Annotated in this window: 10 protein-coding genes and 1 pseudogene; 3 read left to right on the top strand and 8 right to left on the bottom strand. The window is 62.1% G+C overall.

The annotated features are described in order from the left end of the window. Positions 1-59: 59 nt before the first annotated feature. A complete protein-coding gene (gene asd / locus CKO42_RS16185; protein ID WP_242479446.1) occupies positions 60-905 on the top strand; it encodes an archaetidylserine decarboxylase in 846 nt (281 codons plus the stop codon). 204 nt (positions 906-1,109) lie between these two features. On the opposite strand, the gene epmA is transcribed toward asd, so the two are convergent. Beyond that, on the bottom strand, positions 1,110-2,144 hold the full coding sequence (gene epmA / locus CKO42_RS16180; protein WP_420844322.1) for an EF-P lysine aminoacylase EpmA: 1,035 nt from the start codon (positions 2,142-2,144) through the stop codon (positions 1,110-1,112). An 81-nt stretch (positions 2,145-2,225) separates the two neighbouring features. Further along, a complete protein-coding gene (gene efp / locus CKO42_RS16175; RefSeq protein ID WP_200246266.1) occupies positions 2,226-2,798 on the bottom strand; it encodes an elongation factor P in 573 nt (190 codons plus the stop codon). 111 nt (positions 2,799-2,909) lie between these two features. On the opposite strand from efp, the gene epmB reads away from it, so the two are divergent. Continuing rightward, complete coding sequence (epmB, locus tag CKO42_RS16170) at positions 2,910-3,917, top strand: EF-P beta-lysylation protein EpmB (RefSeq protein ID WP_200246264.1); 1,008 nt, start codon at positions 2,910-2,912, stop codon at positions 3,915-3,917. Positions 3,918-3,954: 37 nt separating this feature from the next. On the opposite strand, the gene CKO42_RS16165 is transcribed toward epmB, so the two are convergent. The 6 genes and pseudogenes from CKO42_RS16165 to CKO42_RS16140 form a co-directional block, all read right to left on the bottom strand. Beyond that, positions 3,955-4,890, bottom strand: a complete 936-nt coding sequence (locus CKO42_RS16165; protein ID WP_200246344.1) for a 5'-nucleotidase — start codon at positions 4,888-4,890, stop codon at positions 3,955-3,957. A gap of 83 nt (positions 4,891-4,973) precedes the next feature. Further along, positions 4,974-5,498, bottom strand: a complete 525-nt coding sequence (locus tag CKO42_RS16160) for a hypothetical protein (protein WP_420844321.1) — start codon at positions 5,496-5,498, stop codon at positions 4,974-4,976. A gap of 223 nt (positions 5,499-5,721) precedes the next feature. Next, the gene (locus tag CKO42_RS16155; protein WP_200246262.1) at positions 5,722-6,354 is read right to left on the bottom strand and encodes a nucleotide-binding protein; all 633 of its coding nucleotides are present in this window, start codon (positions 6,352-6,354) and stop codon (positions 5,722-5,724) included. Positions 6,355-6,409: 55 nt separating this feature from the next. Beyond that, positions 6,410-7,291: a hypothetical protein gene (locus CKO42_RS16150; RefSeq protein WP_200246260.1), complete on the bottom strand. Its 882-nt coding sequence runs from the start codon at positions 7,289-7,291 to the stop codon at positions 6,410-6,412. A 22-nt stretch (positions 7,292-7,313) separates the two neighbouring features. Beyond that, positions 7,314-11,259 (bottom strand): annotated as a pseudogene (locus CKO42_RS16145) (efflux RND transporter permease subunit). An 87-nt stretch (positions 11,260-11,346) separates the two neighbouring features. After that, positions 11,347-12,513 carry an efflux RND transporter periplasmic adaptor subunit gene (locus CKO42_RS16140; protein WP_420844324.1) on the bottom strand — a complete coding sequence of 389 codons (1,167 nt, stop codon included), beginning with the start codon at positions 12,511-12,513 and terminating at the stop codon, positions 11,347-11,349. A gap of 610 nt (positions 12,514-13,123) precedes the next feature. Here CKO42_RS16140 and CKO42_RS16135 point away from each other — a divergent pair. Continuing rightward, positions 13,124-14,593: a dynamin family protein gene (locus CKO42_RS16135; RefSeq protein ID WP_200246256.1), complete on the top strand. Its 1,470-nt coding sequence runs from the start codon at positions 13,124-13,126 to the stop codon at positions 14,591-14,593. The last annotated feature ends 3 nt before the right edge of the window (positions 14,594-14,596 follow it).

The raw sequence follows: 14,596 nt of genomic DNA, 5'->3' as shown, positions 1-14,596 counted from the left end.
TGACCCATCCCGCCACCAGATCCAGCCCAGGCCGCACAGCACGCGGCTTTAGCGCCCGCCTGTTCGTTGGACTGCAGTACCTGCTGCCGCAGCACGCCCTGTCCAACGCGATGTTCTGGCTGACCCGCCGCCATTGGCTGGCGCTCACAGCCTGGATCATTCGGCTCTATGTCCGCATCTTCCGCGTCGATCTGACGGAGGCCGCCGAGCCCAATCCAGGCGCCTATCCAAGCTTCAACGCCTTCTTCACGCGCAGGCTGCGGGCCGATGCCCGACCGCTGCCGAGCCTTCCGGATGCCATCGCCTGCCCGGTCGATGGCCGCGTCAGCCAGGCCGGAAGGATTCATCATGGCAAGCTGATCCAAGCCAAGGGCCAGCACTACTCGCTGGAGGGCCTGCTGGGCGGCGATCCGTCGCTCGCAGCCTCATTCCAGAACGGCCTCTTTGCGACCCTTTACCTCTCGCCAAGGGATTATCACCGCATCCATATGCCGATTGCGGGTCGCCTGCGACAGACCATCCTGGTCCCGGGTCGGCTGTTCAGTGTCAACCCGACCACGGTGGCTGGCGTGCCAGATCTCTTCGCGCGCAACGAGCGCGCCATCTGCCTGTTCGACACCAACGCCGGACCAATGGCCGTGATCCTGGTCGGCGCCATCTTTGTCGGCAGCATCGAAACCGTCTGGTCTGGACGCCTGACCCCACCCCGGACGCAAGCGATCCACGTCGACGATGCGGGAGACGGGGGAGCCAGCCTGAGCCGCGGCGATGAGCTCGGTCGCTTCAATATGGGCTCGACCGTGATCCTGCTGTTTCCCGCGCACAGCGCGCACTGGGAGCCGCACCTGCAACCGGGCACAGCTGTGCACTGTGGCCAGCAGATCGGTCAGCTGGACCACGACTGATAGTCAGCTGGGGCGAAGCCTTAGGCGATTGCCGAATAAGCCCGTACCGCATTGCGCCGGAGAATTGCGCCGGATTTTCGTCTGCCTCAATGCAGATCGTCTGGAGCATCGCCGGGCTGTGTGTCCTGCTATGTGCCCGGCTTTGCGACGCGGAAGGCAGGCGAAAAGACCAACAAGGCGATACGAGATTTGGCAGCAATCGCCTCAGGCGCGCTCGACCGGAAACGCCAGCACCGCGTCGATCTGCTCCGCGCCGAGCACACACATCAGCAGCCGATCGAGTCCCAATGCAATCCCCGCGCTGGCTGGCATGCCCACCTCAAGTGCAGCCAAGAAGGCCTCATCGATCGGCGGCACCGGCTGTCCCGCAGCCCGGCGTACGCGCTGATCGGCTTCGAATCGCGCACGCTGCTCTTGGGCGTCGGTCAGCTCATCGAAGCCATTCGCCAGCTCCATGCCCTCCAGATACAACTCGACGCGCTCGGCGACGCTCGGATCACCCTCGCGCAACCGCGCAAGCGCCGCTTGGCTGGGCGGATAATCGCGGACGAAGGTCATGCAGCCACGGCCTAGGCCAGGCTCGAGGCACTGGCTCATCAGCAGGTCCAGCCAGCCATCGCGGTCCAGTTCGAGGTGATCGCAGCCTTCAAGGCCGCTCGCCCTCGCCACGGCCTTGAGCGCTGCAGGAGTTGCTCCCCAGGGATCGACATCCAGCCGATCCCTAAATAACTGCCGATAGCTCAGCACCTCGCGCTCAAGCCCCGGCCGATCGAGGATGACCCGCAGCAGGTCGGCGACCTCATCGATCAATGCACTCAGAGACCAGCCGGGCCGGTACCACTCCAGCAGACTGAATTCGAGATGATGCCGACGTCCACGCTCGCCATCGCGAAAGACCTTGCAGACCTGATAGATCGGACCACTGCCCGCAGCCAGCAACCGCTTCATCGGCAGTTCGGGTGAGCTGTGCAGGTAGAGCCCCTGGCCCGACGGCGCGTCCGTGCCAGACCCAGACCAGCGGGTGCGCAGCGATTCAATGGCCGGATCGGTCGTCGCGCTTGCCGAGAGCAGTGGCGTCTCGACCTCTAAAACCTCGCGCTCGGCGAAGAAATCTCGCAACCGCTGTAACATGCGCGCACGCGCGTGCAGGACATCGATCGAGGCGCTTGGCTGCCAGCAAGCCTGCCCGGCATCAGCGCGACCTCGCAACGTGTCTCGCGCGATCGTTGTCCGACTCACCGTTGCGCCATCGCGATCAGGCTGCCGGCAATTGCCTGACAATTGCCTAATAATCGCCTAACAATCGTCTAAGCACCCGAATCATTCCTCTTTGGCGCGCGAGACATACGAGCCGGTGCGCGTGTCGACCTTGATCATCTCACCGGTCTGCACGAACAGCGGCACATTCACCACCGCCCCGGTCTCGAGCGTCGCCGGCTTACCGCCACCGCCGGAGGTATCGCCCTTCAGCCCAGGATCGGTCTCGGTGATCTCGAGGACCACGAAGCTCGGCGGGTCAACACTGATCGGCTGGCCGTTATAGAGCGTGACGCTGCAGAGATCCTGTTCCTTGATCCACTTCGACGCCTCGCCGATCACGGCCTCATCAGCAGTGAGCTGCTCGAAGCTGCTCGGGTCCATGAAGTGCCAAACCTCACCATCGTAGTAGAGATACTGGAGATCGGTCTCGAGCACATCCGCCGCTTCGACCGAGTCGCCAGACTTGAAGGTCCGCTCGACAACACGGCCGGTCTTCAGGTTGCGGACCTTGACGCGGTTGAAGGCTTGCCCCTTGCCGGGCTTGACGAACTCGTTCTCGACGATCGTATACGGATCGCCATCGAGCATAATCTTCAGCCCGCCTTTGAATTCATTGGTCTTGTAACTTGCCATCAGATCCTCTTGCAGTGCATCGTGCGTTCAATGCGATGGTCTGCCCGGTAGCGTTATGACTTGGGCCGTCATGACTCGGGGCACCAATACCGGACAGAAACCAAACCGACTATGGTAGCGCGAACCCAACAACGATGGCAGACCCCGAGCTGGAAACAGGCGTTGGCGGCGGCCTTTACCGACCCGATCGCGCTGCTGCAAGCGCTCGAGCTCAGTCCGACCAAGCTATCCGCACCGATTCAGCCCTCGCCCCGCTTTCCGCTCTTGGTCCCCCGAGGGTTCGCGGCACTGATGCGCCGCGGCGACCCCAACGACCCGCTCTTGCGCCAGGTCTTGCCGCTCGCCGCAGAGGCACGCCCCGCGACCGGATTCGTACTCGACCCTGTTGGTGATGCCAACGCCCGGCTTGCGCCCGGGCTGCTCCAGAAATACCAGGGCCGCGCACTGCTGATCGCGACCGGCGCCTGCGCGCTACACTGCCGCTACTGTTTCCGCCGCCACTTCCCCTATGCCGACGCCGGCGCTCGGAGCGATCGGTTCAACGCTGCCATCGCTGCGCTCGAGCAAGCCCCGGATATCGAGGAGGTCATCCTCAGCGGCGGTGATCCGCTGATGCTCGATGACACTGCGCTAGCGGCACTCATCACCCGTCTCGATGATCTCCCGCAGCTCAAGCGGCTGCGACTGCACACGCGCCTGCCAAGCATCTTGCCGAGCCGGATCACCGACAGGCTCTGCGCGATCCTCTCCGGCAGCCGACTTCAGGTCGTCATCGTGGTCCATATCAATCATCCGGCCGAGCTTGGACGGGACGCCTGCCTGGCGCTGCTCAGCCTGGCCGAGCTCGGCGCGCCGCTGCTCAACCAAAGCGTGTTACTCCGTGGCGTCAATGACGAGGTTGCAACGCTGGCCCAGCTGTCAGATGCGCTGATCGCGACGCGGGTACTGCCCTACTACCTGCATCTGCTCGACCCGGTCAGCGGCGCCGCGCATTTTGACGTCCCCGAGGTCGAAGCCCGCGCCCTCGTCACCCAACTCCGGCAGCGGCTGCCTGGCTATCTGGTCCCACGGCTGGTGCGTGAGCAGCCCGGCGAACCCTCGAAGACCGTCTTGCTGTGACCGGTCTTGCTCTGACCAAAGCGGCGGTGCGTCGAGGTCAGGCGTCTCGCAGGTTCGCAATCCCGTGCGGCACATGGCCGGTGGTCACATGGCCCTGGGTATCGCGGCAATGGTGCTCTTGATCGTCGAAAAAGATATCGGCATCGAAGGCAGCCAAGAAGGGCCCCTTGGACAGGCCATCGAGGAACAGTGATTCATCGATACGGATGTTCCAGGCGCGCAAGGTGCGCACCACCCGCTCATGGGTTGGAGCGCCGCGGGCGGTGATGAGCGCCGTTCGCAAAGGCGCCTCATCGATCGGGAACAGGGCCTGAATGCGCCGCAGCGCGACAAGGAAGCCCTTGAACGGTCCATCGGATAACGGCTTTTGCGCGGCTGCAACCTCATTGGCGGTGAATGCGGCTAAGCCTTCGGCGCGAAAGATCCGCTCCGACTCATCGGAAAACAGGACTGCGTCGCCATCGAAGGCGATACGCAGCTCCTCCTCATCATCGTCGACCGCAGGCCGGGCCGGAGCGGGCAAGATGGTCGCCGCGGCGCAGCCCGCTTCGAGCGCCTGGCGCACATCATCACGGTCCGCCGACAAGAAGAGATGGGCGCCGAATGCGGAGACGTATCGGTAGGGACTCGCACCACTGGTAAAGGCCGCGCAATGGATCGCGAGCCCATGATGGCGAATCGCGTTGAAGACCCGCAGCCCCGTGTCACTGCTGTTGCGCGAGAGCAGGATGACCTCGACCCGGCCACGATCGCCAAGCCGTTCATTCAGGGCAAGCAGCTTTTTCACCAGAGAGAAGGCCACGCCAGGCGCCAAGACCTCACCCTCATGCGCTACCTGGTAGGCATGATAGGCCTCGACCCCGTGCTCTTCGAAGACGCGATGAGACTCCGAGAGGTCGAACAGGGCGCGCGAGGAGATCGCAACGACGAGACGAATCTGGGGGGCCGCCGTCCCCGCGGTCTCGCTCGCCACGCGGCCAGGGGATTGGTCTGGGGCAAGCCCTGAGTTGGCCGTGCTCACCAGCGCCAGAGCGGGCTCGCCCGATCCCAGCCGGCTTACCAAGGCATGAACGAATTCATAAAGTGCATCGGGCGACCGATACTGCGATTCATCGAGCCAAGATCTTCGCGCATTGTTGCGGTGGTGAAGGTCATCGACTGCATCGATTGGGTCATGGTCTCGATCGAGCTCAACATCGGCTCTAGGGTAGCGACATCCCGCGCCATCGAATCGACACCCACCGTCATGGTGCGGACGTTCGAGCTCATCTGGCCCATGTTGTCGGAGATCGACTGCATGTTGCTCGCGAGCACCGTCATATTCGAGTCGACACTGATGGCCAGATAGTGGACGTCCTTGGCCAAGCTGAACACGAGATAAAAGCCATAGGCAGCGAGGATGATGAAGGCGAACAGCGTCGGATAAACGATCAGCTCCCAGCGTCGAGCGCTGGTCTCAAACGCCTGCGAGAGCCGATCCATCGCGAATTGGCTCGCTGCAGGATCGCCTTCCGGCGATTCGAGTCCGGTTGTGCCCGTCTTGTTAAAAGCCTCTCGCTCGAGCGGGTTCTTGCCTGTCATAAGAAATCACCACCTCTCAGGTACCGCCGCGGCCCTCCCAAGGCCAGACCATTGGGTCGGCGCCGGGTGGTATGCATCGGCCGAGCGCCGCGCTGAAACTGACGCCAGCGTCGGCAAGCCTGCCGATAAGTTAGTCTACGAAGCGTAACACGAACGCAGGCTTATACAAGCAATCCGCGCCCAAGACGAGACGCCCAAGGCCTCCAAGCTTTGGTGCCGATGGTTAGCTCAACACCTGAGGAAACAAGCTTGCAGCGAGCGCGTAAAACTCTTTCGCCCCCTTGCCGCGGGGCTCGAGCTCGAACACGGCCAAGCCTTCGCTGAACGAGCGTCGGAACACCGTGCGTTGCGACAACCGCGACTTCACGAACCGGATATCAGGCAATGACACCAAGGCGGCGGCCGCTTCGTTGGTCTCCCGCACCGCATGATGGGTATCGCCCCGATTGATAAATCCGAGAATCTCCGGGGGATGAGCGCGCTCGACCGACTTCACCAACTGGATGAAGCGTTGCGTTGACCAAATATCGGCTTGCGAGGGAGGCACCGGCACGATCACGCGGTCGCAATGCTGTATCGCCTCGCGCAAGGCCTCCATATCAGAGGTTCCGACATCGATCAGGGTCTCGTCGTGCTCACGGAGCTTGTCGGTACCGAGCGAGGCCCAGTCCAATACGGGAAGCACGGGCTGAAAGCCCTCTTCATGCCGCACCGCAGTGACGTCGGTCAAGGTACCCTGTGGGTCGGCGTCTACCAGTTGTACGTCGACCTCGGCCATCGACAACCAGACGCCCATGTTAAAGGTGAGGGTGCTCTTACCGGAGCCGCCCTTCAAGGAGCCGATGACTGTAATCATCCGTTCTTGCCGCGATCACGCAAAGTGGCTGGAGGGGTTGGAGTATGGCGAGGGCTCAACGCAGCGGTGGCTGCGACGAGTAGCCTGACCACTCATCATCCGCATGGTAACCGAATGTAACGCCTTCGTCTTGGTAGCTGCGCCAGGGACCGCGAGGCAGATAATCGCGCTCATCGATCTGGGGATAAGGGCTGTCCGCGAGTGAGCGTGCATTATCCCGCTCGGACAGGGGGCGAAACTCCCAGCCGGCGGGGCCGCCCGGGCGCAGCGCTTGGAGATCGGGGTCAGGGCGAAACTGATAACCACCCGAGCCGTACAGCCGATCGCCGCCTGAATCCCTGAAACGTTGCTGACCGCGGACATCCCAATCCGAAGCCGCGTCCTGCGGCCAATGGTCTCGTCGCTCGTGCAGCGATCGGTCATCAGATCGACCGCCGACGGTGGTGTCGTTCCAATATCGGCCCTGGCTCGGCTGTCGCCATGCGTCGCTCCTTTCGCTCGGCGCCTCCCGCCAACGACTCTGATCGCTCCAGTCGGATGTCGGCGCTCCCGATTGCCAGCGCTGGTCGGCAGCGCCACGGCCGCCAGCATCGAAATCGTCTCGTGGCGCCGACGACCAGGTTGCGTCCTGAGGGTCTTCTGACAGGTACCACTGACTCCGGCTATCCAAGGCGCCCGGCCAGTCTGAGTCCTGCTGACCAGGATCTGTCCGACCCCATTCAGGTGGGCGCGGTGTCCGGTAATCACCGGGGGAGGCGCGATCTGCGCTGGAATAAGCCGATGACCCATGGCTATCCGTCTCGTAAGGATTCCAGGCCCACAGGAGAGGGCTGGCGAGCAGCGGGATCATGGCCAGCAAGACCAGATGCAGCCGAGCCCGCACACGTCGCCGCCCACCTAGGGTTGAGCGACCTCGCGGTGAAGGTCTCGATTGCATTCTTTTCATGGTGTCTGCCGTGCTAACTGGTTTCAGGCCCGTCGTTATCGTCCGTCTTGAGGCGAATACCTCGTCTAGAGGCCTTCGGCTGCGGCTTCGCTGGCGCCTTTTTCGTCGTCGCCTTTTTTGCCGTTCCTTTCTTCGTCGCCGCCGCCTTCTTCGTTGAGGCCTTTTTCGCCGGAGCCTTTTTCGCCGCAGCCGGCTTTGCCGGTGCCTTGCGCTCAGGAGCGTTGGCCGACGTCTCCGCTAACGCATCACTCGTCACTTTAGTCGGCTCTGGCCTACTTGTCTGGTCTGGCGTCTGGTCTGGCGCCGTTTCCGGACGCTCAACCTCACTGGCGACTGCAACACTGGCGGACTCGACGTCCGTTTCTGACCGACGCAACGCATTGGGCAGTGGCCCGGCTGGTGCGGTTCCCGCTGGTGGCGCCGATCGCCGTTTCTTTAGCATTCCCTTGATCCAATCGAACAGCAGCAAGAACAGACCACGGAAGGCATAGAGCACGAGCATCAGAACGCCGCCAATCTTGGCCAAGACGCCGCCGCCCTTCTGTTTACCCTGGGTAGAGGTCGAGTGGGCCGCACGACTAGGCTCATCGTGCTGCAGGCCCTCGGCGCAGGGAACCACCATCCCGGGCGGAGCGCTCGCGACGGCCACCTCGCAGAGATCCTTGCTCGCCGCAACGCAACCCAGGGGGATGACGATCAAGGTCAGTAGCGTCGAGACCAGCACACCTGATGACAGCGAGATCGCCATACCCTGGAAGATCGGATCGGTCACGATGACGCTCGCGCCAGCCACCAGTGCCAGCGCCGTGATCACAATCGGCCGTGTTCGTGTGGTGCAGGAACGGATCACCGCCTCGGCGACCGGCACGCCCTTCTGCACCTCATGGATCGAAAAATCGACCAGCAAGATCGAGTTACGCACGATAATGCCGGCCAAGGCAATCCAGCCGATCATCGAGGTAGCAGTGAACTCGCCCCCATAGCCAAGCTCGAAGGCTACCCAGTGCGCAGGGATGATCCCGAGCAAGGTCAAAGGAATCGGCGCCATGATGACGAGCGGGATACGGAAGTTGCCAAACTCCCAGACCACCAGGACGTAGATCAGGATCAAGGCGACGCCGAACGCGGCCCCCATGTCGCGGAAGGTCTCGTAGGTGACGGTCCACTCGCCCGCCCATTCAAAGCTCGACACCTGATCCGAGGGCGGCGGACCCAGCCAGTAGGCCTCCGGCTTCACGCCATCGGGCGCCACATAACCCATCTCATCGATGCGGTTCTGGATCTGCATCATCGCGTAGACCGGTGCCGCCAGGGTACCGCCGACATCGGCCACCACGTACTCGACCGCGCGCAGATCTTTCCGATAAACGATCGACTCCTCGGGCACGCGCTCAAAGCTTCCCAGCTCACGCAGCGGAATCGTCGAGCCGGAATTCGTCCTCACCGGCAGATCACCCAGGCTCTGAATCTGCGAACGTTCAGCGAGCGGCACCTGCACCACGATATCGACCGGCTCGTGGCCAGAGCGCATCTTCACGTCGCCGATCTCAGCCCCACCAAGGGCCATGGTCAGATTGCGGTTGATGGCATCCACCGAGACACCGCGACGCACGGCCTTTTCGGTGTCGACATCAAAACGCCAATAGTCGAAGGACTCGCGCAGATAGTTGTCGACATCGCGCGCGCTCTCGGCTTGGGCAAAGATATCTGTCAGCTCCTGCGCAAAAGCGCGCCGGACTTCCGCGCTCGGCCCATGGATCTCGGCCACGACTGACTGCAGCACCGGTGGCCCAGGGGGCATCTCGACCACGGCGATGCTGGCGCCGTTGGCATCCGCCAGCGGCTTCAGCATCTCACGCGCCTCGACCGCAATCTCGTGGCTGCTGCGATCACGGTCGTGCTTATTGGTCAGCTGCACCTGCAACTCGCCCTGCCAGGGATCGGAGCGCAGATAGTAGTGGCGGACCATGCCGTTGAAATCGAACGGCCGCGCCGTGCCAGCGTAGAGCTGAATCGCGGTGACCTCCGGCATGCTGCGGATCTTGTCCGCCATCTGATGCGCCAGATTGGCGGTCACCGGCAACGCGGTGCCCTCGGGCATGTCCAACACCACCGAGAACTCGGGCTTGTTGTCCAGCGGCAGCATCTTCACCGGCACCCACTTGAAGTAGAAGAAGCTCAGGGTGAAGAGGAAGGTGCCCCATAGCACCAACTTAAAGATCAGGCGCGTACGCCTGTTTTCGATCAGCGGGGTGAGGATGCCAACATAGAGCTTCTCGAGGTTCTTCGACTCTTGATGCTCGCGCTTCTCGGCCACCTCCAAGTAGCGCATGGATGGCCGCAGCCACTTCGAGATCGCCAGATAGGGCGTGAACACAAAGGCCGCGAACAGCGAGATCAGCATCGCCACCGAGCCCAACGCTGGAATCGGCATCATGTAAGGCCCCATCATGCCGCTGACGAAGCCCATCGGCAGCAAGGCCGCGATCACGGTAAAGGTCGCAAGGATGGTCGGATTACCGACCTCGCGTACCGCATCGACCGCGGTGACCTCATCGGTACGGCCTTCCTCGAGCCAACGCCGATAAATATTCTCGACCACAACGATGGCATCATCGACCAGGATGCCGATCGAGAAGATCAGCGCGAACAGGCTCACCCGGTCGATGGTGTAGTCGGCGATCCAAGCCACAAAGATGGTCATCAACAGGACCACCGGAATCACCAACATGACCACGATCGCCGGCTTCAGCGCGCGGAAGGCCGCCAGTACCAGCAAGAAGACGAAGAAGGTCGCGATGAACAGCTTGAAGATCAGCTCCGAGACCTTCTCATCGGCAGATTCGCCATAATTCCGGGTCACACTCACCGCAACATTGTTCGGGATACGCTCGCCTTTGATCTCCTCGACCTTATCAAGGATCGCATTCGCCACCGTGACGCCGTTCGTCAGCTCCTTCTTCGCGATCGCGATGGTCACCGCAGGCGCGCCATCAGCCCTGAGATCCCCCTCAGCCGCGGGACCGCTGTAGTAGGCGACCAGCTGATCCGCATCCTCTGGTCCCTGGCGCACGCGCGCGATGTCGTGCACATAGACGGGGATCTCGTTATAGGTGCCAACCACCAAACGCTGGATATCCTCAGCGCCTGTCAAGAACGAGCCCGAGACCACTGAGAAATGGGTGCCACTTGATTCAACACCGCCAGCACTCGCCTCAGCGTTCGCCGCGCGGATGGTGCTAGCCACCTCGTCCAGGCTGATCCGATAGCCAGAGAGCCGTTCCGGATAGGCATCGACGGTAATCTGCTCGGTCCGCCCACCAACAATGAAACTGTTGCCGGTGTCCTTGACCTCCTTCAGCGATTGCAGCACGTCTTGCGCGAGCAGCCGCAGTTGCCCGTCATCGACATCAGGCCGGCCGTTGCCATCAACATCCTTGGACCAGAGCGTCAGGGTGACGATCGGCACATCGTCGATGCCCTTGGTCTTCACCTAAGGGCGGCATCACCCCGGGCGGAATCTTGTCCATGTTGGACGATAGCTTGTCGTTGACCTTGACCAGCGACGGACCAACCTCCTCGCCAACCTTGAACTCGACCGTCACTAGCCCTTGGCCGCGCTGTGAGGCGGAGTAGACGTGCTTGACGCCCGGGATCTCGCTCATAATTCGTTCGAGCGGCTGCATCGTCAGACTCGAGACCTGCTCGGCCGAGGCCCCCGGATACTGCACCATGATGTCGATCATCGGCACCGAGATCTGCGGGTCTTCTTGGCGCGGCGTCGCGATGAGACCGAGCAGTCCCATCATCAACATCGCCACATAGAGCAGCGGCGAGAGTGGTGAGCGGATGAAGAAACGAGCAGTGCGGCCTGCAAGACCGAGACTGTCACCATCCATCGAAGCAAGGGAGCGAGCGTCTTCTGGCGCTGCGGTGCGAGGGCTATCGTCCTGGCTCATAGCGTGTTTCTTACATCAGGGGCGGACGTGAAAAAACCGAGACAGGGCACAAACGGCAGAACCCCGTCTCGGTCCTCGGAGGACATCTCAGCGGCTTGAGCGGTCGCCCTGCGACCAGCCAGTGGCGATGCCGGGTCCTGGGTTACTGAGGATGCGCTCACCGGCACGGAGACCGCTGAGCACTGTCACACCGCCGTTCGGTGTCGGCTCACCGACGCGGATCAAACGCAGGTGCGGATTGCCCTCTTCGTCGAGCACATAGACCCCAGGAAGGCTGCCGTTATAGCGGATCGCGGTGCGCGGCACGACCGGATTGACGCGGGCCGGAGCGTTGAAGTCCGGCACTAAGACCTTGGCATACATGCCCGGCTCAGAGACGCCTTTCGGCAGATCGAACTTAACTTTCACCGTGTGTCGCTGCGGATCAGCCATTGGATAGACCTGCGCAACACGCACTGGCACGTTGCCCGCATCATTCATCGCATCGGCCGCCGAGCGCGGGCGGGCCGGAACATCAAGCTCTGCACGCAGCATCGCCCCCTCGCGCAGACCTGGCCGCAGCCGTGCCGGGACGTCAACCTCGACCTGCAGGTACTCGACATCGGCAAAGGTCAGCAGCGGCTGGCCGGGTTGCACCGTATCGCCAACCTCGATGAACTTACTAACAATGACGCCGTCAAATGGCGCGATTGAGCGCGCATCGCGCAGTTTCGCATCCAAGGCCCGCAACTCCGCCTGCAGCTGCATCATGGCATTGCGTGCTTCCTGAATCTGCGTGCTAGAAGCGAAGAGATCGGCAGAAAGCTCGGCGTCCTGATCCCGATCGCCGATGAAATCCTCCATCGGCCGCGTGAAGAACTGATCAAAGAGATTCGGCACACCCATGCCACCTGGCGAGGTCCGCGAGCGTGGCGAATACAACTCCCGACTGTACTGCACGCCAGCATTACGCAACTGCGCGTCCGCCGTCGCCATCTGCGCAAGCAGCGCCTGACGCTTGGCCTTCAGCTCGCTGGCATCCAGTGAGACCAGCAGATCACCGCTATCGAACGCATCACCCTCGATGCCCGCGAGATAGTCGACCCGCCCTGGTAGCTGCGCCGCCAGCGTCACCTCCTTGTAGGGGACGACAGTACCGCCAACCGAGACGGTCGGCAGACCCTCCGCCTGCTTGACGACATAGATATCTTCCACGGTCTGGGCTGATACCGCGGTGACGGCACCCATGGCGGCGAGGAGCCCGATCGAGAGCATGCGCATAATTAGATTTCCCATGATTTCGGGTACCCGAGAGCTGAATTCGGCGAATCCGCAAGCTGGCCAGTCGCGAACCTTGGCTCAAGCCCCCAGCGCACTCCAGCCAATTCTGGCGCCGCGAGCCAGAGATCAGCAGATGAGCAAGGGATGCAGCGCTTGATGCACAGCAATCCATGTAAGACCGGCTTGGCTATCGGCAATAGCCTCGGCCTAACAGCGGTCGGCTCTAGAGAACGCAGTCTGCAGTTGAGGCCCATTCGCACTGACGGTGGTGGTTCTGATGAGTCTGATCGTTATTGTTGGCAAGATCGAATACGAGCCAAGCCGAGAAGTATCCTGAAAATACAGCGCGATATCAAGCAAGCCAGGCATTTAGGCCAAAAGAATCAGCCCCTTAGACGTCCTAAAACCCTACTTTGGCCGCAGAGCCGGCGACAAAAAACAGCTAAGCCATTGACTGCGGCATGCTTTATGGACTCAGGGTGCACTTAACCCCTCGGTCCGCATGGACACTACCCTGCGTGGATCAAAGCGTATAGTATCCGCTGGCGTTCAAGCTTTCACCCGCCCTCGAGCTCGACCACGATTACTGACAGGAGCATGACGCATGTCTTCAGCCGCCGGCCCGGAAAGCGTGCAGAGGCGTCTCAACGACCTCGAAAGCCACCTGGAGCAGGAAAACCCGATCCTCTTGAGCGCAGTGCAGAGCTTCCGGACGCTCGACCGGGTCGCCTACGACATGCACCTGCTGCCAGAGAACAAATCGTTCGCCAGCCAGGTCCCCTGGTGGCCACTGATCTCGGTGCTCGGCACCTTCTCCGCCGGTAAGTCGACCTTCATCAACGACTTCCTCGGCCAGACCATTCAGCGCACCGGCAACCAAGCTGTCGACGACCGTTTCACCGTCGTCGTCTACAGCCCGGAGACCCGCAGCCACGCCCTGCCCGGCGTTTCGCTCGATTCCGATCCGCGCTTCCCGTTCTATCAGATGTCGCGCGAGATCGAGCGTGTCGCCGGTGGCGAAGGCAAGCGTATCGACGCCTACCTGCAGCTCAAGACCTCCTGCAGCGATCGGCTGCGCGGTAAGATCCTAATCGACTCCCCCGGCTTCGATGCCGATGCCCAGCGCGATGCGATCCTCAGCATCACCGATCACATGATCGACCTCTCCGATCTGGTCCTGGTACTCTTCGATGCACGCCATCCTGAGCCGGGCGCGATGCGCGACACGCTGCAACACCTGGTGGTCCGGACCAAGAACCGCGCCGACTCGAGCAAGTTTCTCCACATCCTGAACCAGATCGACACCTCCGCCAAAGAGGACAATCCAGAGGATGTCGTCGCCGCCTGGCTGCGGGCACTTGGCGAGGTCGGCATGACCACCGGGCGCTTCTTCACTATCTACAGTGGCTCGGCGCCGGGCATCGAAGATCCGGTCAGGCGCGAGCGCTTCGAGCGCAAGCGCGACGCCGACCTGAGCGAGATCTACGAGCGCATGGACCAAGTCGAGATCGAGCGCGCCTATCGCATCGTCGCCTCGCTGCGGCAGACCGCGACCAGCTTCGCCGATGAGACCGTGCCACTGCTCGAGACCGCGGTGCGACGCTGGCGATCGCGTACCTTCATCGCTGACCTCATGGTGCTATTGATCATGGTCTCGCTGTTCTTGGCCTGGAGCATCAGTAGCGGCCATTGGAACGCCCTCTCCTATGAGCCGGCTTGGCTCGAAACGCTTGAAGGCTGGGGCCTCAACTGGGCCTTGCAGGGTGCCGAGGCGCTTGCACTGCTGGTCTTCGTCGCCGCGCACTTCGGTTTGCGCAAGCTTGCCGCCCTCAGTGTGCGCCCCTGGCTGCGCAAGCAACTGCGCGATGAAAAACTGCCCGGCAATGTGCTCGAGGCGTTTCAGATCAACACCCGCAGCTGGCAGACCTTCTTCGTCGGCAAGCCGCTGGGCTGGAACGACTGGTCGGAGGGGCGCATCGCCAAGGTGCTGCATGACTGCGAGACCTATGTGCAGAATCTGAACGAGCGTTTCACCAACCCACGCGGATTGAAAACCTCCCCGGCGAGCGACTGAGTT

The organism is Lamprobacter modestohalophilus, assembly GCF_016583905.1.
In the GTDB taxonomy this organism is placed as follows: Bacteria; Pseudomonadota; Gammaproteobacteria; order Chromatiales; family Chromatiaceae; genus Lamprobacter; species Lamprobacter modestohalophilus.
The sequence above is the reverse complement of the archived record's forward strand: the minus strand, read 5'-3'. Positions and strand labels throughout refer to the sequence as shown.

Coding starts and splice junctions, on each gene's coding strand:
- CKO42_RS16160 (WP_420844321.1), bottom strand. CDS start 5,498: ATGACAGGCAAGAACCCGCTCGAGCGAGAGGCTTTTAACAAGACGGGC.
- CKO42_RS16140 (WP_420844324.1), bottom strand. CDS start 12,513: ATGCTCTCGATCGGGCTCCTCGCCGCCATGGGTGCCGTCACCGCGGTA.
- CKO42_RS16150 (WP_200246260.1), bottom strand. CDS start 7,291: ATGCAATCGAGACCTTCACCGCGAGGTCGCTCAACCCTAGGTGGGCGG.
- epmB (WP_200246264.1), top strand. CDS start 2,910: ATGGTAGCGCGAACCCAACAACGATGGCAGACCCCGAGCTGGAAACAG.
- efp (WP_200246266.1), bottom strand. CDS start 2,798: ATGGCAAGTTACAAGACCAATGAATTCAAAGGCGGGCTGAAGATTATG.
- CKO42_RS16155 (WP_200246262.1), bottom strand. CDS start 6,354: ATGATTACAGTCATCGGCTCCTTGAAGGGCGGCTCCGGTAAGAGCACC.
- CKO42_RS16135 (WP_200246256.1), top strand. CDS start 13,124: ATGTCTTCAGCCGCCGGCCCGGAAAGCGTGCAGAGGCGTCTCAACGAC.